20 protein-coding genes and 1 tRNA gene are annotated in these 23653 nt (G+C 68.8%); 11 read left to right on the forward strand and 10 right to left on the reverse strand.

All coding sequences use genetic code 11. The features are described 5' to 3' along the window. Positions 1–1149: 1149 nt before the first annotated feature. Together BLU81_RS06320 and BLU81_RS06325 are read right to left on the reverse strand one after the other, a co-directional pair. On the reverse strand, positions 1150–2739 hold the full coding sequence (locus BLU81_RS06320) for a xylulokinase (RefSeq protein ID WP_092542471.1): 1590 nt from the start codon (positions 2737–2739) through the stop codon (positions 1150–1152). Positions 2740–2741: 2 nt separating this feature from the next. After that, on the reverse strand, positions 2742–4964 hold the full coding sequence (locus BLU81_RS06325) for an aminotransferase class III-fold pyridoxal phosphate-dependent enzyme (RefSeq protein ID WP_092542473.1): 2223 nt from the start codon (positions 4962–4964) through the stop codon (positions 2742–2744). 99 nt (positions 4965–5063) lie between these two features. On the opposite strand from BLU81_RS06325, the gene BLU81_RS06330 reads away from it, so the two are divergent. Beyond that, positions 5064–6224, forward strand: a complete 1161-nt coding sequence (locus BLU81_RS06330) for a PucR family transcriptional regulator (protein ID WP_231954227.1) — start codon at positions 5064–5066, stop codon at positions 6222–6224. An 83-nt stretch (positions 6225–6307) separates the two neighbouring features. After that, a complete protein-coding gene (locus BLU81_RS06335) occupies positions 6308–10255 on the forward strand; it encodes an AAA domain-containing protein (protein ID WP_092542475.1) in 3948 nt (1315 codons plus the stop codon). Here the strand turns inward: BLU81_RS06335 and BLU81_RS06340 are convergent. From BLU81_RS06340 to BLU81_RS06355, 4 genes are all read right to left on the reverse strand, one after another. After that, positions 10244–10828 (reverse strand): NIPSNAP family protein, encoded by a 585-nt coding sequence (locus tag BLU81_RS06340; protein ID WP_092542477.1) that lies wholly within the window; start codon positions 10826–10828, stop codon positions 10244–10246. The two genes, BLU81_RS06335 and BLU81_RS06340, sit on opposite strands and share 12 nt — an antisense overlap. Further along, a complete protein-coding gene (locus BLU81_RS06345) occupies positions 10825–11250 on the reverse strand; it encodes an Rrf2 family transcriptional regulator (protein ID WP_092542479.1) in 426 nt (141 codons plus the stop codon). The genes BLU81_RS06340 and BLU81_RS06345 overlap by 4 nt, the downstream gene beginning before the upstream one ends. A 55-nt stretch (positions 11251–11305) precedes the next feature. Continuing rightward, positions 11306–12115: a hypothetical protein gene (locus BLU81_RS06350; protein WP_092542481.1), complete on the reverse strand. Its 810-nt coding sequence runs from the start codon at positions 12113–12115 to the stop codon at positions 11306–11308. Positions 12116–12306: 191 nt separating this feature from the next. Beyond that, a complete protein-coding gene (locus tag BLU81_RS06355) occupies positions 12307–12597 on the reverse strand; it encodes a hypothetical protein (RefSeq protein WP_092556678.1) in 291 nt (96 codons plus the stop codon). A 128-nt stretch (positions 12598–12725) separates the two neighbouring features. Between BLU81_RS06355 and BLU81_RS06360 the strand changes: the two genes are divergently transcribed. The 3 genes from BLU81_RS06360 (at position 12726) to BLU81_RS06370 (ending at position 16246) form a co-directional block, all read left to right on the forward strand. Beyond that, the gene (locus tag BLU81_RS06360; protein WP_092542483.1) at positions 12726–13376 is read left to right on the forward strand and encodes a TetR/AcrR family transcriptional regulator; all 651 of its coding nucleotides are present in this window, start codon (positions 12726–12728) and stop codon (positions 13374–13376) included. Then, the gene (locus tag BLU81_RS06365; RefSeq protein WP_157751327.1) at positions 13373–14776 is read left to right on the forward strand and encodes a patatin-like phospholipase family protein; all 1404 of its coding nucleotides are present in this window, start codon (positions 13373–13375) and stop codon (positions 14774–14776) included. Before BLU81_RS06360 ends, BLU81_RS06365 begins: the two co-directional genes overlap by 4 nt. Positions 14777–15403: 627 nt before the next feature. Further along, entirely contained in the window at positions 15404–16246 is an 843-nt protein-coding gene (locus tag BLU81_RS06370; RefSeq protein WP_157751329.1) for an alpha/beta fold hydrolase, read from the forward strand. A gap of 105 nt (positions 16247–16351) precedes the next feature. Here BLU81_RS06370 and BLU81_RS06375 read toward each other — a convergent pair whose 3' ends face one another. Next, entirely contained in the window at positions 16352–16543 is a 192-nt protein-coding gene (locus BLU81_RS06375; protein WP_231954230.1) for an Imm53 family immunity protein, read from the reverse strand. 35 nt (positions 16544–16578) lie between these two features. Then, positions 16579–17775, reverse strand: a complete 1197-nt coding sequence (locus tag BLU81_RS06380; RefSeq protein WP_092542489.1) for an ISAs1 family transposase — start codon at positions 17773–17775, stop codon at positions 16579–16581. A 269-nt stretch (positions 17776–18044) separates the two neighbouring features. On the opposite strand from BLU81_RS06380, the gene BLU81_RS06385 reads away from it, so the two are divergent. Beyond that, the gene (locus tag BLU81_RS06385; RefSeq protein WP_231954232.1) at positions 18045–18569 is read left to right on the forward strand and encodes a nucleotidyltransferase domain-containing protein; all 525 of its coding nucleotides are present in this window, start codon (positions 18045–18047) and stop codon (positions 18567–18569) included. 505 nt (positions 18570–19074) lie between these two features. Here BLU81_RS06385 and BLU81_RS51945 read toward each other — a convergent pair. Continuing rightward, positions 19075–19503 carry a DUF6193 family natural product biosynthesis protein gene (locus BLU81_RS51945; RefSeq protein WP_373873310.1) on the reverse strand — a complete coding sequence of 143 codons (429 nt, stop codon included), beginning with the start codon at positions 19501–19503 and terminating at the stop codon, positions 19075–19077. A gap of 448 nt (positions 19504–19951) precedes the next feature. Here BLU81_RS51945 and BLU81_RS06390 point away from each other — a divergent pair, with 448 nt between their 5' ends. Together BLU81_RS06390 and BLU81_RS06395 are read left to right on the forward strand one after the other, a co-directional pair. Then, positions 19952–20167, forward strand: a complete 216-nt coding sequence (locus BLU81_RS06390; RefSeq protein ID WP_092542491.1) for a hypothetical protein — start codon at positions 19952–19954, stop codon at positions 20165–20167. A gap of 145 nt (positions 20168–20312) precedes the next feature. Beyond that, positions 20313–20642, forward strand: coding sequence for a hydrogenase maturation nickel metallochaperone HypA/HybF (locus BLU81_RS06395; RefSeq protein ID WP_092542493.1), 330 nt, complete (start codon positions 20313–20315; stop codon positions 20640–20642). On the opposite strand, the gene BLU81_RS06400 is transcribed toward BLU81_RS06395, so the two are convergent. After that, positions 20613–21197, reverse strand: coding sequence for a DUF4386 domain-containing protein (locus BLU81_RS06400; RefSeq protein WP_092542495.1), 585 nt, complete (start codon positions 21195–21197; stop codon positions 20613–20615). The genes BLU81_RS06395 and BLU81_RS06400 overlap by 30 nt on opposite strands. Before the next feature lie 43 nt (positions 21198–21240). Between BLU81_RS06400 and BLU81_RS06405 the strand changes: the two genes are divergently transcribed. The 3 genes from BLU81_RS06405 to BLU81_RS06415 all read left to right on the forward strand — a co-directional run bounded on the left by BLU81_RS06405 (position 21241) and on the right by BLU81_RS06415 (position 23623). Next, positions 21241–21864, forward strand: a complete 624-nt coding sequence (locus BLU81_RS06405) for a TetR/AcrR family transcriptional regulator (protein ID WP_231954234.1) — start codon at positions 21241–21243, stop codon at positions 21862–21864. 70 nt (positions 21865–21934) lie between these two features. Further along, entirely contained in the window at positions 21935–23527 is a 1593-nt protein-coding gene (locus BLU81_RS06410) for a beta-1,3-glucanase family protein (RefSeq protein ID WP_092542497.1), read from the forward strand. Positions 23528–23550: 23 nt separating this feature from the next. Further along, positions 23551–23623 (forward strand) — tRNA-OTHER (locus tag BLU81_RS06415). Positions 23624–23653: the final 30 nt, after the last annotated feature.

Raw genomic sequence — 23653 nt, forward strand, 5'->3', positions numbered from 1 at the left:
CGGACTGCAGCACCGAGCCCGAAGTCGTCGCCACCGCCATGGCCACCGGCTGACCAGTGGATGCCGCGCCGCAGGCCAGAGGCTCCGCCCCGACCTCCCGGCTGGCCTCCAGCACCAGCTCAGGTCCCGGATCTGGTTCCGGCTCCGGCTTGAGATCTGGTTCCGGTCCTGGTTTGGGATCCGGTCCCGGCCTCGGTTTGGGATCCGGTTCCTGCCCAGGCTTCAGTTCCGGTTCCTGCCCGGGCTTCGGCCCAAGCTTCGGCTTCGGCCAGGACTCCGGTTCCGGCTCCGGCTCCGGCTCCGGTTCGGGGTCTGGATCGGGCTTTAGTGGCACCGGTGCGTGCGAATTCCGCGGAGGTGCAGGGGCGTTCGGGGTGCGGGGCGTGAGAGAGGCCAGCCACTCTCGGTCCTCGGGAGAAAGGGGCATGGAGTTGCTTTCACGGATGCGGTGGAGTTTCTCGGTGTGGCGACGTTGAAGGCCCCATGCGCGCCGTATCGCGTGGTCTCGACGGAACTCGTCCCTACTGGGAGAGTAGTTCTTAGCCTTGGTGCGGTCACGCATTCCGGCGACGCTGAACAACGCTGGCTGGCTCATACATGTAATTTTTCCGCAGTCCAACAGGAAACTGTAAGAAGAATTTTGTGCCAAACTGTCTAACCCTCTCAACCGGAGAAGTGGCCGCTCCCCAACGAAGTGATCTTGGCGCTTGTCGGATTCAGGTAGCCGCATTCCCTGCTGTGCGTTCTCGGGTAAATGCTTTTCACGGCGCTGATCAGGTCGTGTGATCGGCGGGCGGCGCGGGCGGTGTTGGTCGCGCTGGTGGTGTGGTGCCGTCGATCGCAGTGCCGGTGGGAAGGCGCGGGCGAATTCAGACGGTCGAAGGCGAGCGGATATCGAACGGGCGGCGACAAGCCGGGCCAGGCCAAGGAGGGCTGGGCCCAAGCGTGCCGGGAGAAGCATGGCCAGGCAGGCAGGCCAGGCAGGCCAGGCAGGCCAAGCAGGCGGGCCCGGGGCAGGCAGGCCAAGCAGGCGGGCAGTCCAGGCTAGGGCAGACCGGGGCTGGGTGTGACGGTGCGGGGAGTGGGAAGGGTCGGCCGTGGGTGGTGGGGCCCGGGGTGGCCGGTGGCGGCCGATCACCCCGGGCCGGTTCAGGTCTGCCGGTTCAGGCGGCGGTAGACCGGCGCCAAGCGTTTGTGCAAGTCCTGGTAGATGTCGTAGATCTCCAGGTAGCGGGTGTGGTCGGGGCCGGGACTGAAGACGTGATCGTTGCGGGTCAGGGCCGGGATGTCGGCGAACGAGATCCAGCCTGTGCCGACGGCGCCGATCCAGCCGGCGCCCCGGGCGTTGACGGTCACGGGGCTGGCGTCGCGGCGGATCTCCACGCCTAGGACGTCTGCGAAGATCTGGCACCACGAGTCCGAGCGGGCCGCGCCGCCGGTGATCACCATCGACGACACCGGGGTGCCCAGAAACTTGTCGACCGCTTTCGCCAGCCAGCGGGTGTTCAGGGCGACACCTTCGAACACCGCGCGCAGCAGGTCCGAGCGGTTGGTGTCGAGGGAGATGTTCAGGAACGCCGCCCGCAGGTGCGGGTCATCCACGGGAGCGCGTTCCCCGTACAACCAAGGGGTGTAGAGGACCCCGTTGGCGCCGGCCGGAACCATCGGGATGATCTTGTCGAAGGCGTCGAAGATGGTGCCCTCGTCGCGGCTGACGTGGCCGGCGCTGACGATCGGGTCGTCGAACTCGACGATCTTGTCGCGGAGCCAGGTCAGGTTGGCGCCCGCGGTGGCCTGCAGCGCGGTCATCAGGTAGCGGTCCGGGATCGCGCACGGGATGGACGCGATCCCGGTGGTGATGTCGGTCTTCTTGCGCGGCACGTGCGCGGCGATCCACGACGAGGTGCCCAGGTAGAGATGGGTCTCGTTGTCGGCGGTCGTGCCCGCCCCGATGGCGGCCGCAGTGTTGTCGATGGCCCCGGCGACGACCTGGATGTCGCGGGGGAGACCGAGGTGATCGGCCGCTCGGGGGGCCAGCGTGCCGATCACCTCGGTGCAGGCCACGATCGGCGGGAACTTGTCGGCGTCGATCCCGCTGGCGGAGACCAACGCGGGGGAGTACCGGATGGAGGGGGCCTTCCGGTTGTCCGTCACCCACGAGGTCAGGATCGAATCGACGGTCGCCACCGTGCGGCCGGTCAACTTCAGATTGATCCAGTCGAGGACGTTGAGGAAGGTTTTGGTCTTTTCGTAAACGTCCGGCATCTCGTCACGGATGAACAGCATGTGCGCGGCGGGGTCTTTACCGGTCACCGAGGGCATCCCGCCGGTGAGCCGCAGCCACTGCGCGATCCGGCGGACCGACAGACCGTCGTACGACGGCCAGCCGCCGAACTGCCGCCGCAGGTGCCCTGCCCCACGCATGTCGAGCCAGCTGATGCAGTGGGTCAGCGGGTTACCGTCGGCGTCCACCGCGATGGTGCCCTCGCCCTGCGTCGAGGAGCAGATCGTCGTCACCGCCCGCAGGTGTTCGGGGAACGCCCGGCCGAGGTCGGCGACCACCTCGGCCAGGGCGTCCCACCAGGCGACCGGGTCCTGTTCGGCCCCGCCGCCGGGAATCACGATCAACGGCACCGGCCGCTCGGCCCAGCCGGTGACGGTCCCGTCGGCCGCGACCAGCGCGGCCTTCATCCCCGACGTCCCGAGGTCGATCGCCAGGACCTGCGGCGCGATGGTCAACGTCAGACTCCCTCGACCTGCGCGAACACCTGGTCGAACCGGGACAGGGCGTCGTCGATGACCTCGTCGGTGTCGGCCATCGACGTGTACATCCGCGAGCCCGCGAGGGTGATGATGCCGTGCGCGGCGTACGCGGCGCCCATCTGTTCCATCAGGTTCTTGCGGCCCTTGTTCTCCTTGAACAGCTTGACCGGGTTGCGCATGTCCAGCAGCATGACGCCGCTGCACTCCAGGTGCACGATCGAGCCCTGGTTGTAGGCGACGTACGGCAGGCCGTACTTGTCGATCAGCTTCTGCAGGCCGCGGGTCAGCCGGTCACCGGCCTTACCGGCGATCACCGGCGCGTTGGTGCGGGCCATCTCCTGGATCGCGAAATACCCGGCCGCGCAGGACAGCGGGTTGGCCGACAGAGTGCCGCCGACCTGGATGTGCGCGCCGCTCTTGCCGTCCAGGCCGGAGCCGAACACCGACATCACCCCGGCCTTGCCGCCGACACCACCGGCCATCGGGTAACCGCCGGAGACCGCCTTGCCGAAGACCGTCAGGTCGGGCGTGACACCGAAGTAGCCCGCCGCACCGCCGAGTCCGGTCCGGAACCCGGTCACCACCTCGTCGAAGATCAGCATCGCGCCGAACTCGTCGCACAGCTTGCGCACGTTCGCGTTGAAGTCCTTCGGCACCGGGCGGGTGCCGGACTCCGGGCCGAGCGGCTCGACGATGATCGCCGCAGTGCCGCCGCGGGCCCGGTTCTCGATCAGCTTGCGTTTGAGGGCGCCCAGATCGTGCGGGAACGCCTCCCGGGTGCGGCCGGTGGCACCGAACGGGATGCCCTTGGCGTTCATCCGGAAGCTGCCGGGCACACGCAGCCCGTAGACGACGGTGTCGGACCAGCCGTGGTACGCCCCACCGACCTTGATCACCATCTTCTTGCCGGTGTGCGCCCGCGCCGCCCGAACGGCCGCCATCACGGCCTCGGTGCCCGAACCCAGCGACCGGTACATCTCGATGTGCGGCATGTACTGATTGATGATCTCGGCGAGCTTCAGTTCGTACTCGTGGAACAGGCCGGTGACCGGCCCGGACTCCTTGATCACCTCGGCGACGCGCTCGTTGACCGGGGCGTAGTTGCTGCCCAGGATGGTCGGGCCGCCGGCCTGCAGGAAGTCGATGTAGACGTTGCCGTCGCGGTCGGTCAGATAAGCGCCCTCGGCCTTGTCGACCGCCAGGGGGAACGGGTAGTTGAAGGCCAGGTTGTGCTGGACGCCGCCGGGGATGAACTTCTTCGCCCGGTCGGTGATCTCCTTGGACGCCGTGCACTTGGTGTCGAAGTAGTTCAGCGTGTCCAGCAGCGCGTCGTGGCGCAGCCCGCGCAACGGCTGCGCGACCAGGGCCTTGAGGCGGCGCATGGTGTCGTCGACGTCGAGGTACTCGGTGATCGCGTAGCCGAGATCGGCACTGGAGGCAGACTCCGCGGGCACCGCGACGGCGCCGGAGGAAACCGGCTCCTCCTCGGCAGGCACCCGGATGGGCTCGACGGCCTCGGTGATCTGCGCGGCGATCCGCTTCTCGTCCTTGCGCAGCTTGCTGAACGCGATCTCCCGGATCGTGTCCGGAATCGTGTAGACCTTGCCGGCCTCGGACGTCAGCGCCATCAGATAGGCGATCGACACCTTCTCCAGCAGCGCCATGTTGAACACCGCCCGGTCCGGGTCGGTGCCCAGCGCCACCACACCGTGGTTGGCGATGATGAACGCGTTGTCGCCGCTGGCGACCTTCTTCTGCACGTTCTTCGCCAGGAAGCCGGTGCCCGACGGCGCGTAGTCGATGATCGCCACCTCTTTGCCGAGGAAGCGGACCTGCTCGTCGGTCAGCGCCGGGATCGGCTTGCGCAGGAAGGCGAGGGCGGAGGCGAACGGCTGGTGGGTGTGCACGATCGCGTTCACGTCGGGGCGCTCGCGGTAGACGTTGGCGTGCATGCCGCACTCGATCGACGGGACCAGACCGCCGGCGCCGTCCGGGTCGGGCACGTGTTTGCCGTCGAAGTCGACGATGCAGATGTCGTCGACGCGCATCTTGTCGTAGTCGTAGTTGCTGGGGGTGACCGCATACAGCTTGTGCCCGGGGATCCGCACCGAGACGTTGCCCTCGGTCGCCTTCAGGTAGCCGCGATCGAGCATGGTCCGGCACATGTCGACGACGTGCTGGCGCGAGAGGCGGTATTTCATCAAGCGGATCCGTCCGTGAGTCTCCAGGGGCCTTACCGCCACCATCGTCGTCCTGACCCGGGGACGAAGCATCGTCCGCCAATCAGCAAGAATCAGGCCGTGACTTATCACCCCGTGATAAAGCCGCCGTGGTTCCATGTCCCCGCCGACCTGGCCGCCGCGATGCGCCCCCGACTGCCCGACGCGGTTCGCGACATAGCATCGGCAATCAGCGTTTTTTCCGCGGAAGATGAGAAAGGAGACAAGTTCGAGCGCGACGTCCGTACCGCCGTGCAGGTCGCTCTTGATCGTTTCCTGGATCTGCCCGGCACCGACGAACCGGCCCTGCCCCCGCGCATCCGGGAGGTGTTCGTGGCCCTCGGCGCCGCCGAGGCGCGGGAGAACCGCGGCCCGGAGACCCTGCTCGCGTCACTGCGGATCGCCGGCCGCCTGCTGCTGCGCACCGCCACCGGCGCCCTCGACGAACAGCGCGCCGTCAGCGTCGCCGAGGTCGTCGAGTTGTCCGACGCCACCAACACGTTCATCGACGAGCTGGCCGCGGCCTGCACCGACGGCCTGGCCCGCCAGCTGCGGGAACAGGCCGGTGAGGGCGACCGGCGGCGCCGCCAGGTGGCGGACCTGCTGCTGCGCGGCGGAAGTTCACCGGATGTGGTGCGGGAGGCCGCCGCCGGGATCGGCTGGCCGTCGATCGGCGTGATCGTGCCGGTGCTGCTCCCCGCCGACCAGGCCCGCGACGCCCGGTTCCGGTTCGGCGCGGACGGGGTGGTCGCCGAACGTGGCCGCGACGCGGTCCTGCTGCTGCGGGCGGGCCCGCGCGCGGACCGGCCGGCTCTCGCCGAGGCTCTGCACGACCGGGCCGCGGTCGTCGGCCCGGCGCTGAACTGGACCGAGGTCCCGCAGGCGGTCAGTCTGGCCGAGCGGACCGCCGAACTGGTCGGGCCGGGCCCGGTGCCGGTCTTCGTCGATGATCATTTCGCGACATTGGCGCTGCGCGGCGAACCCGGCGCCCTCGCCGTGCTCACCGCCCGCCGCTTGGCACCCCTGACGGGGCTGCGCGACAGTCAGCGGGAGGCCCTTCTGGTCACCCTTTCCAGCTGGTTGCGGCATTGGGGCTCCCGTACGGCGGTGTCCGGCGAGCTGTTCGTGCACCCCCAGACGGTCAGTTACCGGCTGAACCGCCTCCGGGAGTTGCTCGGAGACGACCTGGACGACCCCCGGATTCGGTTCGAGCTACAGCTGGTGCTCGCCTACCGGGCCTGACCGGGTCATCCGTACGTTCTCAAGATCGTCCGGATGATGGAGTGGGAGACTCAGCGCAGCCCCTAACGTCGGAGTGGATCGCCATGAACAGTGACGCCACCTCCGCACCTTCATCGCAGGCATCCGTGCGCCACTGGCGGGACAGCCTGATCAGAATCGCCGGAACCGACCCTCTGCTCGACTTCACACTCGGCACCGGGGGCACGGTCCGGATCCTGCGCCCGCACGGCGTGGACGTCCGCACCGCGCTGGACGCCGGGCGTACCCTGCGGCTGCAGCCCGCCGGTGACCCCGGCTTCGACGACGAGGCGATCTCCACCGACCTGTCCCGCGCCGACCTGACCGCCACCGTGCGTGACCTGCGGCGTCGCTCCGGCCACGACCTGTATCTGGCGTTCGGGTTCCGCACCTGGACCGGCGACGACGGGATCCGGCACACCAGCCCGCTGCTGCTGGTCCCGGTCGAACTCGTCCCGGGCGGCCCGCCGGCACTGCGGCACACCGGCGGCGACCCGATCGCCAACCCGGCACTGGACCTGCCGGACCTGCCCTACCCGGAACTGCTCACCGAGACCGGGGCCGTCGACCAGGTCGTGCTCGCCTGCTTCCCGGTCGGTGAGGCGACGGTCGGCCGGGATTTGTTCGACAACGAGACCCGGGTCGCGGCCCACCCGGTGATCCGCGGTCTGACCACCGGCACCCCGGCATTCACCTTCACCGACGAACCGCTGCCCGAATCGGTTCCGCTCGTGCTGGACACCGATTCGGAACAGCGGGCCGCCGTCGCCGCCGCTCTGGCCGGCCGGTCGTTCGCTCTCGACGGCCCGCCCGGCACCGGCAAGTCACAGACCGTCGCCACCATGATCGGGGCCCTGCTGCACGCCGGGAAACGGGTCCTGTTCGTCGGCGGGACGACCACCGCCCTGGACAGCGTCCGGCACCGCCTGCACGACGCCGGGCTCGGGCCGTACCTGCTGGACCTGCATTCGCGGCACGCCACCCGCCGGCAGGTCGCCACGGTACTCGGCCGGGCGCTGGAGACGGTGCCGGCCGCACCCGGCGAGACCGGCACCGACGACCTGCCGCGCCAGCCCCTGGGCCTGTCACCGCGGCAGGTCGCCGACCTGATCGCCGGCCTGGGTGACGTACCCGCCGCACCGGCCACCGGGTTCGACCCGGCCGCACTGACCCCGGACCGGCTCGCCGCGATCCGCGCCGACGCCGCCGCCCTGGCCCGCAACTGGCGGCCCGCCGCCGAGGGCCGCGCGTTCGCCTGGCGGGGAGTCACCTCCCGCGGTTCGCTGGACGCCCGCCTGTACGCGGCCGGGTCCGCCCTCGACGCCCTCTCCGGCGTCGCCATCCCGCACACCCGGCTGACCGATGCCTTCGACATCGGCCGGCTGCGGCAGGTGCCCGATCTCGCCCGGCTGCTGGCCCAGGCCGCCGAACGACCCGACAACGTGCCCGACCACTGGCTGACCGCCGACACCGGCCTGGACGAGGTCCGCGCCACCGTGGACCGGCTCGCCGCCGACCTGCGCGACCTCGCCGGGATGCAGGAACAGGCCGGCCGGGCCGCCTCCGCGCCGTGGGCCGGGCTGCCGACCACCGACGTCGTCCCGGTGCTGCACACCTCAGCCCTGGACAGTCTGCCCGTCGCGCCGATCCGGATCGGGTCGCTGACCTCGCATCAGGCCGCCTCCCTGGCCGCCTACTTCGAGCAGGACGCCGAGATGCTGGAGGCCGCCGCCCGGTCGTTGAACGGCCTGGCCGTGATGATGGGCCTGCCGCCGGTCGTGTCGTTCGCCGACGCCGACTCCACCTTGGCCGTCATCGACCTGGCGCACGCTCCGGAACGGCCGGAACGCTCCTGGCTGTCGATCGACGGGCACACCACCGCGGGCCGTGCCATGCAGACCCTGTTCGCCACGATCGTCGCGCTCAAGGAGGCCGAAGCGGCGGCCGAGCTGTACTTCACCCCGGCCCTGCCCGGCGCCGACGTCGAAGGGCTGGCCCACCGGCTCGCCGACGACCGCGGCCTGAAACGGTTCAGCCCCTCCTACCGCGCCGACCGGCGGACCCTCGCCGACGTCACCCACGAGGACGTCGACCCGGAGACCGCCCGCGAGAACCTGCACCTGGCACTGGCCTGGAGCCGGGCCGCCGCCGCCCTGGCCGCCGCCGAGTCCCGGCACGCACCCGTCCTCGGCGCCTACTACTACGGCCGGACCACCGACTTCGACCGGATCAACCGGGCGCTCGCCGTGGCCGCGATGGCGATCCAGCGGGCCCGCACCCCCGACCTCGGCACTCTCGCCAACCACATCGCCCGCGACGCCGGCCCGGACGACGTGGCGCTCGCCGTCGCGGCCCGGACCCGGACCCGGATGCGGGAGTGGCGGGCCCGGCTGGCGCCCGAACCGAACCCGGCGGCCCGGCCCGACCTGGTCCGTTTCCCGATCCTCGACGTCGCCGCCTGGCTGCGCGCACATCAGGCGCCGCTGCGGGCGGCCGCCACCGCGGCCACCATCGCCAGTGAGGCGACCAACCGGGACCTGACCGTCGACGAGGCCTATCAGTTGGTGGACGCTCGTGCCACGATCGACGCCGCCTACGAGCGGCTGCAGTCTCGGGCCGCCGACTACGCCGCGGTTCTGGGTCCGCTCTACCGGGGTGAGCACACCGCCATCACCACGGTCAGTGCCGCCGTGGACTGGGCGTCGCGGATGCGGTCCGGTGCCAGCGGCTTCGACCAGCCGTTGACCCCGGTGCAGGCCGACGCGCTGCAGAGCGTGGTGTCCACCCCGCAGTTCGGGCAGCTCGTCCGGCAGTGGGACGACGCCCGGATCGAACTGCTCGCCGCATTCGACCCCGGCCGGCAGGCCGACATGCGTGCCGAACTCGACGAGTACGCCGGTGCGGGCCTGCTGATCGCCGGGTTACGGGCCGACCCCACCGGGCAGGACGAGTGGTTCGAATACCGCGCCGCCCGTGCCGACCTCGACCTGGACAGCGTCGTCGACTTCTGTGTCACCGAGCGGGTGCCGGCCGCTCAGGTGCCGCGGGTCGTGGAACGCGCGGTCCTGCAGGCCTGGGCCGACCATCAGCGCCTTGACGAGACCGGTGTGCCCGGCCGGGCGCATACCGCCGCGGCGTCCCGGATCATCGCCGCCTGCAACGAGCTGCGGCCCCGCGACAACCTGATCGAGGCCGCGGTGATCCGCCGGGAGGCGACGAAGACCAAGGACCATCTGCCGGTACGGCTACTGCTCGAACACGCCCGCAACCACAGTCAGGCCCTCAAGCCCTGCTTCCTGAGCACGCCCGCGGACGTCAGCCGGCACCTGCCGCCCGGTCTGAACTTCGACGTCGTCATCGTCGACGAGGCCGGCCTGATCACCCCCGGAGCCGCGGCCGCGGTCGTGCACCACGGCACGTCGGTGATCGTCGTCGGTGACCGGGAGCAGTTGCCGCCGGCGACTGCCGGTTCGGTGTCGATCCTGGACGTGATGGCCGACTCCCCGGCGTTCCGGGTCCTCGGCCTGCGCCGGCACTACCGCTCCCGGCGCCCGGACCTGATCGCCTTCGCCAACAGCTCGTTCTACGAGGGCCGGCTGCTGCCGGTGCACACCGGCGACGGTGTCCCGGGGGTGGAACTGTTCCCGGTCACCGACACCACCACCGGAACCGCCGAACGCATCGCGTTTCACCTGGCCACCCGCCCGCACCTCACCCTCGGGGTGATCACCCTCTCCGAGGCGCAGGCCGCCGCGATCGAGGACGCGGTGAAACACGACGGCCTCGACATCAGGTGCGTCGACCAGGCCCAGGGTGAGGAATGGGATGTCGTCATCGTCGCGGTCGGCCCCGACCTGGGCCCGGCGGACCGGGCCGCGGACCGCCGGCGGCTCAACGTGGCCATCACCCGGGCCCGTCACCGCAACGAGATCGTCAGTGGGGTGCCGGCCGCCGACCTCGGGACCGGAGCCCGGCACCTGCGCCGCTACTTGAGCAGCCTGTCAGCCGCGTAACGCCGACCGGCTCGTCGGGGACAGCCGCAGCCGCTCGACGCGCACGCCGTCCGGTGCGGTGACGTCCACCGGGTCGCGGGTGATCCAGACCAGGACGTGCTCACCCTCGCGGATCGGCAGTGCGGGGAAGTCGTTCACGGCGTACTCGGTGGTGAAGGCGGCCACCGCGCCGGGCACCCGATCGGCGAACTCCGGATCGAACCGGTGGTCACGGAACCATGCGGTGACGTACAGCAGGCCGCCCTGGATCGTGTCTCTTGATCTTTGAGGTGGTGCGGTGATCGCGCGCAGCAGCAGGACGTCGTCGGAGTCGATCATCGTGGCGTTGGCGGCCGGGCCGTGCTCTGCCCACACCGGACCGCTGTAGAAGTCCTGCAGCCCCTTCCGGCGGGCGGTCATGTCGGCGAAGCCGCGCAGCCAGACGAACCGGTCCGGCCGGTCCAGGTCCCGGAACTGGCCCAGCACCATCATGCCCAGCTGCTCCTGCGACTCGACGAACTCCCGGTCGAACAACTCGATCAGCTCGTCCCGGCGGCCCGGTCGCAACGTGTACTGCCGCAGCTCCACGATCACGTCAAGATCCTCTCCAGTACGCCGGCGATGGTCTGCCGGGCCAGACTCGCCCGGAACGCCGCCGTCGCCTCGTCGTAGACATCGGCCAGCACCGGCCGGATGCCGGCACCCACCGGGCACTCCAAGTTGGGTTCGGTGTGATGCAGAGCCAGCAGCGGCTCCGCCTCGACGGCCGCCCACACGTCCAGCACGGTGATCTGCGTAGCGGGCCGGGCCAGGGCGAACCCGGCCCCCGTCCCGCGCCGGGCGGTGACGAGCCCGGCGCGCCGAAGGTCGCTGAGACTGCGGCGCAGGATCACCGGATGGGTGTTGACGCTGGCCGCCACCTCGTCGGACGTGAGTGACGGACGCCCCCGCCGCCGGGCCAGCTCCAGCCACGCCAGCGCATGCGCCGCGATCGTCACCCTGCTGTTCGCCGCCATGGTAACAATTTCTATTACAACCGACGGCCCACCGCAATCCCGTCGGCGACTTCTCTCAGGCCAGTGCTTCCGGTGCCCTCCTGGCCCAGAACGACGCGAACAACTCCAGAGTGGCGGTCTTGACCTCCTCCGAGATCAGCGTCGTTCCGTCCTCCAGTAGCGGCCGGACGGCATGGCGGTAGACGTCGGGATGGCTCTCGACCGACGGGCAGGCGAAGAGGGCCAGGATCCGTAGAGCGCGCAATGACTGCTCACCCAGCGGGGAGAGGTCGATGAGTGCCGCCCACACCTGGTTGATCAGGATGTCGGTGACGGCTGCGGCGAGGGTGCCGAGTGGCCCGGCCAGACGAGCGAGGACCTGCTCCCTGATGAAGAGGCGGAGCCGCCCGGACAGCGTCTCGATGAGCTCCAGACCTTTGACCAGCGCCACCAGGAGGGTGCACCAGGCGTGATCGGCCAGGGTCTTCTTGATCTGTTTCGCGGTGTCCCGGTCCGGAGCGGCTTTGTCGATCTCGTCCGCTACGTCGGGCCAGGTCTCCGCCATCAGCCTGGTCCCGAGGTCGTCGACGTGATCGATGTCTGTCGTATCGCGGTGCCCGGCTTGATCGGCGTGGGTGCCGGCCAGTCCCAGCCGTACCAGATCGATGTGGATGGCGCGGTTGCGGCGGGTCGCGCGTAGCGTGCCGCGTTTCGTCCAGCCCAGCCCGTCGACGAGGTCCCGGCGCCGGACGTCGCGTTCATGCCGGGGTGCCCGGGCCAGTCTCGTCCAGCCCTGCCAGCCGTGCAGGGCGCCCAGGCAATAGCTGCAACGGCAACCGGGATTCTTGGCGTTGGCGCAGTTCGTCGGGTGTGTGCGTGCAGTCACGGGAGCCACCACCTGGGGCTTGGATAGCTATGAGTCAATGAATGGCGACTCTATGTGACTGCAGTCGTGGGGAAGACCTGGCAAATCCGGCGTTGATCTCGTGAACTTCCTGCGCCCGGCATGGCGGGTCGCCCGTACGGCATGGTGGCTGTCGGTTTTGTGGTGGAGATTCGGCGAATCTTGTGCCGGGGTCAGTGGGCCCAGGCTCTCGGGTCGACCGTCAGGGGGAAGGCCGGGCCGGGGGAGTCCGGGCGCCAGCCCGAGGCGCGCGCCTGGCGGATCACCGCTGCCACCAGGACCGGCACCGGGGGCGGGGTGGCGCCGTCGGTGGGGACGGCGGCCAGCAGGACCGTGCCGCGGCGGTCGGCACGTTCGATGGCGAAGGCGAGCGGGCCGCGCATGGCGGGACGACGGCGGATGCGCCAGCGGTAGACGACGCCGTCGACGGTCATCAGCCTGGGTCGCTTCTTCGGCTGGGTCATGCCGGTGTCCATGCCCGAGAGTGGCCGGGGTCAACCGGGCGTGATCCGGGACTCAGTGGGGGCCGCCGGGCCGAGCGGAAGACATAACCTTGCTCTGAATCAGGATTCAGAGCTTGGGGGCCACCCGGATGCCTTATCGGCCGACCGCGCTGACCAGGAAGAACGCGGAAGACAAGCGGGACGGGTTCCTGCGCGCGGCCCGAGCACTGGTGGCCGCCGACGGGTTCAAGGCCGCCACTGTCGCCGCGATCGCCGGCCGATGTCAGGCCAGCGTCGGGTCGGTCTACTCGTATTTCGACAGTCGCGACCGGCTGCTCGCCGAAGTGTTCCGCAGCGCCGCGAGCCACGAGGTCGACCTGGTGCGCCAGGCGGTGGCCGACCCGGGCCGGGACGCCCGGCAGCGGCTCGGCGAGCTGATCCGGATCTTCAGCGGGCGGGCGCTGCACGGCCGCCGGATGGCCTGGGCGCTGCTGTTCGAGCCGGTCAGCCCGGTGGTCGAGGCCGAACGCCTGCGGTATCGCCGCTGCTACACCGACCTCGGCGAGCAGATCATCCGGGACGGCCTGGCCAGCCGGATCTTCGTGCCGACCGACGCGCGCCTGGCGGCCAGCGCGGTGATGGGGGCGGTTTCCGAGGCCCTGGTCGGCTGGATCCGCCCGGACAGCCCGCCACCGTCACCCGAGGAGCAGGAGGATGCGATCGAGGGGATCCGGTCGTTCTGTTTCCGGGCACTCGGCGCCCATCACGACAACCTGTCCACGTCCGGAGGAATCTCGTGAGCACATCGTCCATGCTGGCCACCGCGCAGCGGGTGCTGGCCGACCAGTCGGTGACCCGGATGCTCGGCACCCGGCTGATCTCTTTCGGCCAGCAGAGCGCCGTCGTCGAACTGGACATCCGGCCGGAGATCACCAATCAGCGCGGGGCGGTGCACGGCGGGATCGTCGCCTACACCGCCGACACCGCGCTCTCCTTCGCCGGCGGGGCGGCGCTCGGGCCGGACGTGGTCACCTCCGGCCTGACCATCGACTACCTCGCCCCGGCCGTCGGCCGCACGTTGCGGGCGCAGGGCCTGGTCGTCAGTGTCTCCGGCCGCCGTGCGTCCTGCCGCTGCGAGGTGCACGCGGTCGCCGACGACGGCACCGAGACCCTGGTCGCGGTCGCGCAGGGCAGCATTAGGGCGGTGCCGCAGCAGACCGTCCCACCGGCCCAGCAGGAGAAAGAGGCAAAGGCGACAAGAGCTGCGGCCGTACGATTGGGCAGGATCGGCACCCCGACCATCCAGCAGGTCCTCACCGACCGCCGCCGCACCGGTGACAACGACGACGGCGCCACGATCGCCCTGGTCATCGAAGGTGGCGGGATGCGCGGCATCATCTCCGCCTCGATGGCCGCGGTGATCGAGCGCGAAGGCATCCTCGACACCGTCGACATGATCGTCGGCACGTCGGCCGGTGCCGTCAACGCGGCGGCCCTGGCCGTGGGCGCGGCGGGCGCGATGGCCGAATCGTACGCGGAAGTCTTCGCCTCCCCGGAGTTCATCGACATGCGCCGGCTCGCCCGCGGCCGCCCGGTGATCGACGGTTCCCGCATCGTGGAGCACGTCGACCACCTGCTGAACATCGGATCCGCCGCCGGCACCGACTGGGCCGGCCGCCTCGTCATGGTCGCCACCGACGTGGAGACCGGGCGCGCCGAGGCCCTGACCGATTTCGCCGACCGCGACGACCTGATCAACAGCCTGCACGCCTCCGGCTTGCTGCCGCTGCTGGCCGGCGAGCCGGTCCAGTGGCGCGGTCGCCGCTGGCTGGACGGCGGCATCGTGGAGGCGGTGCCGGTGGTGACCGCGGCCGCCCGCGGCGCCACCCACGCGATCGTGCTGGCGACCCGGCCGCCGGGCACCCAGCCCGGCTACGGCGCCGCCGACGTGGTGATCGAGCGTTACCTGCGGCGGCTTAACCCCGAGCTGGCCGCCGCCTACCGGGGCCGCCCGCACCGCTACCGCGAGACGTTGCAGCAGGTCCGCGACGGTTGGTCGAACGGTCTGAGCACACTCGCGCTGACCCCGCGCCTGCACGACCCACTGCCGGGCCGCCTCGACCGCGACCAGGTCTCGCTGCGCGCCGCCCGGGAGGCCGCCGAGTCCTCGGCCCGAGAGAGCCTGGGTTTCCTTTTGTAGCCCACCCTGGGAGGTTCTGGATGACGAGCCACAAGGTGTTCAACCATGTCCCGCCGCGGGTGGGCATTACGGCGATGGACTCTTCTTTGGTTCCGTTAGATCAACCGCCGAGCCGGTCGAGGCCATTAGCCACCCTTGGGCGCCGTGGCCAGCGCCCGCAATTGACCGACTTGGGCGCCTGGGTCTAGCCAGCATCCCGACCGGACGGGATGGTCAGCGGCTGGCAAGTGACCTGGGAAAACGTGAATCCGTTCGGGCGGTGCCCGAACCGCCTTTGCGATATGTGCAACAGCCTGGGCAGACGTACGCGTTCGCGGTAGAGCGGCCTCGCTCGTGCGGTGGCGGCGGAGTGTTCCGACGGTCGTTGATTCGCCGGACCAGCCACGTCGGCGTGTTGGACCCGGTTCGCCTACGCGGTCGCGACAGCGGTGCTTCGGGATACTGCCCGGCGCTTACCGCCGTCGGCGACGGCTACGTCGAGAGCTGCTGAGGCCCTGCCCGAGCTGGCAAGGCGCTTTGTCCTTGGTACGAGTGTGCGCTGGCCGATGCGGTAAGCCGTGACGGCCGGTAGCGATCAGATCGCAGCAGATCCGGGAACCCGATCATGGCGACGCGAGGCGAATGGGGATGGCCTTCGGTGAACAGCAGGGGGAGCGGAGTTGGGTCGGGTGGGTGGATGATCGGGTTGTGAATTCCTCTGTGGACGAGTCAGGTCGGGGCAACTCCGACGCCGTGGTCCTGCTGCACGGATTGGGTACCAGCGGTTGGATGTGGCATCGGATAGCGCCGGTGCTCGCGGAGGAATTCCATGTTTTGGTGCCCGACCTGCCGGGCCACGGGCGCAGCGACGAAGCCTGGGTGTCGCTGGCCGACACTGTGCAAGCGGTGGCGGAGCTCATCAGATCCCGTACGGCGGCAAGGCGGGCTCACATCGTTGGCCTGTCGCTCGGCGGCTATGTAGCCGCGCTGCTCGCGGCGAACGAACCAGCCGTGGTGCGCAGTGCTGTCGTCAGCGGTGTGAACGTGCTGCCCTTCGCTCATCCGACGATGATGCGACTGGCCGGCCGGATCATCGGCCCGTTCGCCACGTCCGGGGCGATGATCCGCGCGAACGCGAAGGCGCTCAAGGTGCCCACGGGGGACTTCGCCGGCTACCGGAGAGCGGCCAAGGAGGTGAAGCGGGGGACCTTCGCACGAGTCGGTGACGAGGTCACCGTGTTCGAGGTCCCCGCCGAGGCGGGATCGTCACCGTGCCGCCTGCTGGCCGTCGCCGGAGCGGACGAGAACGAGATGGTGCAGCGGTCGTTGCCGCTCCTGGCCAAGGGGTTCGCGCGAGGCGACGCGCGAGTCGTACCCGGAGTCGGTCATGCCTGGAGCGGCGAGAAACCCGATCTGTTCACTGAAATGATCCGTGCCCACATTGCTGACGCGGACCTTCCCCCGAGCCTCCATCACCTGGCCGAGGCCTGACCGTCCTGGTTCTCCGCACTGCCGTCCCCGGCCCGGATCGCTGACCGTTCATCAAGCAGATGAGGACGCCAGCCCGGTATCGTGGGTCATCAGGGGAATGGGCATTCAGGTCGAGCTGCGTGTGGCCGCCATGCGGATACAACGACTACCGAAACGGCACGGATGGAACTGGAGCGTCTCGATCGACACGCCGTACTCGTGTTCCCAGTCCCCATCGCATTGCGTCGCGTACCAGCCTTGCAGCCAGGTCAACGCGTCAGGTTCGTAGTAGTGAAAATCGGCTTCGGGTCCGGCCATCCGCTCATGATGTCTCAGGCACGGTCGTTTCAACATCATCTGGTGAGACCGAGGATGGTGAATGGCCTGGTCATGTCGCGGTTGGCCCAGCGGGTGGCTTCGGTGATGTCGGTGCGGCCTGCCAGGCGTAGGGCGTTGATGGCGAGGTTGCGTAGCGATGCGAGGACGCGGGGTCCGGAGCGGGTGCGGACGTGGGAGTGGTCCTCGCGGTAGCAGGTGTCCCTGATGAAGTGCAGGGTTTCGATGGCCCAGTGGCCGCGGTTGAACGCGGCCAGTTCGGCGGGTCCGGCCAGTTCGGCGGGGTGGCTGGTGACGCCGAGTTGTGCGGCTGCGGACTGTTTGCCGTTGCTGTGGGTGACGTAGCGTTCGATCAGCCAGACCTGTTTGACGTGCGGGAACGGCAGGCCGGGTGGAGTGGGTAGGACCCGGATGGTGCGGCGGGTGGTGCGGCCGTGCCCGGTGTCAGTGCTCTCGTGGCCGATCGGAGTGTCGGTCCAGGGCAGGGCGTCGAGGGCGTCGAACAGGGCGTGCCGGTTCTCTTTGACCGGTAGGACGAAGTGGCCACCCTGCTGGTGGATGAGTTCGGCGGTGGCTTTGACGGTGTGCAGGGCGTCGGCGGTGACCGTGACGTCGCGTAGGTCGAGAGACTCGAGCAGGGCACGGGCGGTGGCCGGTTCGCGGGTCTTGGCGCCGTCGGTCGGCGCTTGGGCGATGACGACGGCCGCTGATCCCTGGTGCGGTGGGCCGGCCAGAGCGGACAGCAGGTGCAGTTGTTCACCGTCGATGTCGACGGCGCCGCGGACGGTCTTGCCGTCCAGGCGCACCTGGATCGGGGTGTCGGTGCTGGTGGCGGTCTGCTGGGTGGTGGTCCACTCGGCGATCACCGCGTCCAGGACATCGGTGTCGGTGTCGGTGCAGACCCGCCAGAGTGTCGAGCGTGATGGCCGCCCTGCCGGGCGGGCTTCGGCCCGCGTGTACAGGCCGTCGAGGATGTGGCAGGGCACGTCGGCGACCCAGCCGCTCATCGCGCTGTAGCCCTTCAAACCGGCTACCGTGGCCGCCGCGACCAGCGCGAGCACGACCGCGACCGGATGATCACGGCCCTGGTCCGAACGGCCGTCAGAAACGGCGAGGAACAATTCCAGCAGACCGTGACACGAAGGCGTGAACGAGGCCTCGCCGACGGTCGCCGACGATGCTGGATCGGTGGTGGGGATGACAGACTGCGGCACGACGAAGCTCCGTTTGAACCAGTTCCGTGGAAAGACCTGGTCTCAACGGAGCTTCGTCCATATCCGACACGCTGAAGCCGCCACCATCACTCACCGCAACTATCGATCTTGAAACGGCCGTGATGTCTCAGGTGACGCTGCCCGAGAAGCCACTTGTCGAGCCGAGGCGTGCACCTCGCCCAGGACGAGGTCTCCATCGACGCCCAGGGCGTGCATTCTTTGCGGCAAATCCGGATGCCCCGGCCACCAATCAGCGGAATGATCCTCGAGTGGAAACACCAATCACCGTCAGGCAACTCGAGGCGATCGCGGCCGTCACTGCTCTTGGCATGGAAGTGTGGCTCCGTGGCGGGTGGGCGATGGACTTCTTCGTCGGGCGGGTGACTCGGCCGCACCGGGATGTGGACTGGTTCGCCTGGTCACGCGATGGAGACCGGCTTACTGCCGCGCTGACGAATGAGGGCTACGAGCTCCTTGCGGAGCCGCCGCACGATCGACAACTCGACTTCGTGCGCGGCGAGCTCAATCTCAGCTTTGCACTCACCGACCAAGACCAGTTTGGGCACGTAATCGTGGCTGGCGGACCCTGGGCAGGCCAGCGGTGGCCGGACGGGATGCTGGACTGGCCCCTCGGGCAGATCGGTGATCTTCGGTGCCGGATCATCAGTCCGGCCGCTCAGATTGAGATCAAGAGGATGATGCCGGTGTGGGTGCCTGGCATGCCGAGAAGACGGAAAGACATTGACGACATCGCACTCATCGAGACGGCGGTCGCCACCTGCCGAGAGGGGTGAGACCTCCTGCCCGAGACATCCGCTTCTCGGCAGTTCAAAGAGTCACCGATCGAAGATGCTCTACCGGAGGCGGCCGTCTTGCGACCAGCGGTCGGGTGTTGATCGGCTACTGCGAGTCATACTCGGTACTGTGAATGACCTGTTTGACCAGGCGGCAGCTGAGGCCGCAGAGGCTGCTGGCGAATGGTCTACCGCGATTGCCCTGGTGGGCGCGTATGCAGAGTGCTATAGCCAGGATCCTCACCGGCATAACGCGCACCTATGGCACATCGATCTGCTCGCGAGATCTGGCCGCCTACAGCAGTTGACGGAGTACGCCGTGACCGACGTTCACGCCCGGCGGAGACTTCGGCGGCTTCGGTCTGAGGCGGGCAGTTCCAATCCCGAGCCGATGATTTAGAGGCCGATGCGCGACGCACTCAACTCGGCATGTCCGCGAGCTGAGCCAACGAGCCGACCGCCACACTCCGCAGTGAGCGGTTCGCGGCAGTTTAGTGCGTCCAGGTCAGGGAGTAGCGAGGTCGGAAGGCAGGTTTTCGACTACGAGCTCTGCAGCTTCTTCCGCTGTTGCGGCCAAGCCGATGATCCGTTCGTAGCCAGCGGAAATCACCTGGTAGGGAGGTCCGCCACAGGCGATGAGGGGCAGATCATGGGCGGGCGTGTCGGGCCAACTCCACGCTGTCCTGTAGAACCTGAGCGTTCCGTGCGAAGGCCGGGGAAAGAGGGCGCGCAATGCCGGGTGTTCATAGGAGGCTCGGAAGACCGGGTTCCCCGCCCACCAGTTCGTGTCGTTGTCCAAGAGTTCGAGCCAGACTTTGTCCGGCTCCGGCCTCGATTCCATCTGAACATTTTCGCACGGGTGAGCAACTGCTCGAAGATTTACGAACTTGGCTGGACTGACATACTCAATTCGGCAAATGAGTGAATTGATCATGGGCTCCAGCGGTCAGCTTGCTACGCAGCGTAGTCGCGGGTGTTGGGGGGCCGGCGCGGGCCTGCTCTGGCGGAACGGGTTTCGTTTCTGCGTGGCCACGTTGTCGTTGTTCTGAATATGTCGGGAGCGAAGCGCCGCACACCGGTAGTGGTGCGATTCGTCGAGGGCGGCGCCGGTTTCGGCGGAAGATCGCCAGCAGGCTGTGACCGCTCTGGCCGTCATGATCCGCCAGTGGTGGTCGGGTGGTTGGGGCGCAGCGCCGATACTGTTCCCGGATCGGATTCGTCCGGCGGCGCTGCGGCGGGTGGCCGTCGGTGAGCTGGTCAGGGTAGGCATCGGCGGACGGCTGTCAGCGTCACGATCGGGCCTTGAACAGTGTGAATGCGGTTCGGGTTGTGCCGTATCCGGTCCACTTTCCCGAGGCGTCCACTGTGACTTCGATGCGCACGTGGCGGCTACCTGTGGCCTGGTCGCCGGGGTGCTGGCCGACCCGTCGGCGGCGGCCGGTCAGGCCCGCCGGGTGGTGGAGGCGCTGGCTCTGGCCTTGCAAGGGGCCGTCCTGATCCGGGAGGCGCTGGCCTCCCGTCTCGGGTTGGCGCGCAGCCTCGAATACGGCGCCCTCGGCCTCGGTTTGGACCTGGCCTCGATCGTGGCCCGAGCCTGAAACCGCACCCCGGACGTGGCATCCGCCGGGAGCGCGCTGAGCGTGGCACGTGCCGAAATCCTCCCGATGGTGTGACGACGGCGGATCCGGTCCGGCTGCTCGTGTGAGACTGGTTCGCGCCCTGTCACCGATGCCGGGAGTCCCGATGCACGAGCTGGCGATTGCGGAGAACATCGTCGGAACGGCCTGCTCACGAGCTGCGGGCCGCCCGGTTCGGCGGGTGACGGTCCGGATCGGGGCGCTGACCGCAGTGGTTCCCGACGACATGCGGTTCTGTTTCGACGTGGCCGCCATGGGCACCGCCGCGCACGGTGCGGCTCTGGACCTCGACCTGTGCCCGGCGATCATCTTCTGCCGTTCCTGTCAGGCCGACAAACGCCTCCCCGATCGTATCCCGCTGTGCCCGTGCGGCAGCGCCGACGTGACCGTGACAACCGGCCGCGAACTAGATGTCGTCTCCGTCGAGACCGCCTGAGGTGAGCGCCGGTTCTGTTGTGTTGCGTACGCCGAAGAGCAGCAGGTAACCGATCATCCAGAACTCGCCGATCGACGCCGGGACGGTCAGCAGGGCGGCGGGCAGGAACGCGTGCAGGACGTACCCGGCGGCGCCGGCTACCAGGATCCATCCCAGCGCTGGCGGCATCAGTTTCGTGCGCAGGACCGCCGTACCCAAGGGAAGAAGCCAGAGCCCGAAGAACAGTGAGCCGACCGCCCACATCTTGTCGCTGAGCAGAAGAAGTAGTGGGAGGTTGCCGGGGGAGTCGGTCGCGGCGGACAGCAGCGCCGCGCTGACCAGCACCACGACCGCGTTGACCAGTCCGAAAGCGCCGATGCCGAGGGCGCTGACCGGGTCGGCGGAGCGGAACAGGCGGTAGAAGCCGGCGGCGGTGAGGGCCTGGGTGAGCACGATCAGCAGCTCGAAGGTGACGCGGGCGTCGCTGACGTCGGGGCGGATGAGGATGAATCCGAACAGGCCGCAGGCGGCGAGTCCTAGGTAGAGCAGTCCGGTGACGCGGGCGGTGCGGATCATGTGTCCTCCCGGGACGGCAGCCTTACTGTGTAAGGTAGCTGCCGTGCGCAAACCGCTGACCAGGCAACGAGTGCTGACCGCCGCCGTCGCGATCGCCGACGCCGAGGGCATCGGGGCGCTGACGATGCGCCGTCTCGGTGCGGAACTCGGGGTCGAGGCGATGTCGCTCTACCACCACCTGCACGGCAAGGACGCGCTGCTGGACGGCGTCGTCGAGTCGCTGATCGAGGAGATTCTGGAGGCGGCCGACGGGGTCGCGGAGCGGGACTGGCGACGGCGGCTGCGCGGACAGTTCCTGGCCGCCCGTGAGGTCGTGCGGCGGCACCCGTGGGGTCCGGGGCTGCTGGCGGCGCGTAAGACCGTCCCGTTCGGGGTCTTCCAGTACTACGACGGGATCATCGCCACCCTGCTCGGCGCCGGTTTCGACTACCGGATCGCGCACCGGGCGCTGCACGCGTTCGGCACCCTGCCGCTCGGGGTGGTTCCGGAGATCTTCCAGGGTGGTGATCCCGGTCCGCGTGCTACCGAGTTGCCGCACCTGATGGCGATGGTCGCGAGTGAGTCGCACGAGGCCGAGATCGGTTGGTGTGACAGCCGGGTGGAGTTCGAGTTCACCGTGGACCTGCTGCTTGACGGGCTGCACCGGACTTACTTGAAACAAAGTTAATTAGAAACGTTGACACTCGTGAATATTCGGGACGATGCTGTGAGAGCGCTCTCATCCCTAGGGGGTCCCGTTGTTCCTCAAGCGCGCCGTCCTGGCGTTACTGCTAGCCCTCCCCGCCGCCCTGGCCGTTCCCGCCACACCCGCCGCGGCCATCGGGCCGGACCTGCTCCCGGTTACCGTCACCAACAACTCCGGCCGCTCCGATGCCGTCTACCTGTACATCCTCGCCACCGACATCAGGAGCGGGAGACTCGGTTACGTCAACGGCGCCGGGCAGTACTTCAACTGGCCCGCCGGCGGTCAGCCACCCACCCCGGCACCGGACGTCGCCATCGCCGGACCGGCCAACGGCAGCAGCGTCACCGTCCGCTTCCCGCGATTCATCTCCGCCCGGCTGTACTTCTCGCTCGGCCGCAAACTCGACTTCCGGCTCACCCCGGACGGGCTAGTGCAGCCCGCGCCGTGGGCTGCCGGCGACCCCAACCGGGACGTCCTGTTCGACTGGTCGGAGTTCACCTACAACGACGACGGGCTGTGGCTGAACAGTTCCCAGGTGGACATGCTCGCCATGCCGCACGCCGTCGCCGTCACCGGAGCCGACGGCCGCACCGTCCGCACCGGTGACCCGGTCGCCAACGGCCGCGAGAACATCATCAGCCAGATTCGTGCCAACGGCGATTTCGCCCGCTCCATCTACACCCGATCGGACGGCACCGTGCTGCGCGTCCTCGCACCCGGGAAAGCCGCCAGTGCGGGACTGATGAACGCCAATTACCTGGATTCGTACATCACCTCGGCGTGGAACTCCTACACCAGTCGCACGCTCACCGTGGTACCCCGGGTGAACGAGCCGAACCGTAAGTTCTTCGGGCGGACCAGCGGTAACAACATGGTCTTCACCGACGCGGCCGGTGCTCAGGTCACCACGGTGGCGAAACCGACGTCCGCGAACGTGTGGGGCTGCGACGGAGTGTTCAACGCCCCGAACGTTCCGCCGTTCATCGAACCCGAGATCAAACGCACGCTGTGTACGGCACTCAACCGCGGCACTCTCGGCACGTCGACCCAGGAACCGGTATTGGACGCCGCGCAGTTCTATCGCAACAGCGCCCCGAACCACTATTCCCGCATCATCCACGCCAATATGGCAGACGGTAAGGCGTACGGATTCGCGTACGACGATGTCGGCGGTTTTGAATCCCTGGTCCACAGCCCCGATCCCCGCTCGGCCGCCGTGATCATCTCCCCGTTCACCGGTGGCACCACCCCGCCGCCCACCACCGGCAACGCCCTGATCAGCAGCTTGAACAACAAGTGCCTGGACGTGCCGAACGGTGACTTCTCCGACGGCGTCCAGGTACAGATGTGGACCTGCAACGGCACCGCCGCCCAGCAGTGGGAGGCCACCGGCGGCACCCTGAAGACCGGAAACAACAAGTGCCTGGACGTGGCCTGGGGCTCGACCACCAACGGCGCGGCCATCCAGATCGCCAACTGCAGCGGTAACGCCGCCCAGCAGTGGGTGCTCAGCGCCGCCGGTGACCTGGTGAATCCGCAAGCCAACAAGTGCCTCGACATCGGCGCGTGGGACGCCAATGACGGTGCCAAGCTGGTGCTGTGGGAGTGTCTCGGCGGGGCCAACCAGAAGTGGCGCCGCGGATGACATGACGTATGCTCCGGCGCGGCGAAGTCGTAGCGCAGAGGTCGTCGCGCCTTGGCATCGAGCAGGAGGACGCCGGTTCGAATCCGGTCGGCTTCGCCCCTGACTGCAGTTTCGGTACGGGGAGGC

The sequence above is a fragment of the Actinoplanes derwentensis genome (assembly GCF_900104725.1).
Lineage (GTDB): Bacteria > Actinomycetota > Actinomycetes > Mycobacteriales > Micromonosporaceae > Actinoplanes > Actinoplanes derwentensis.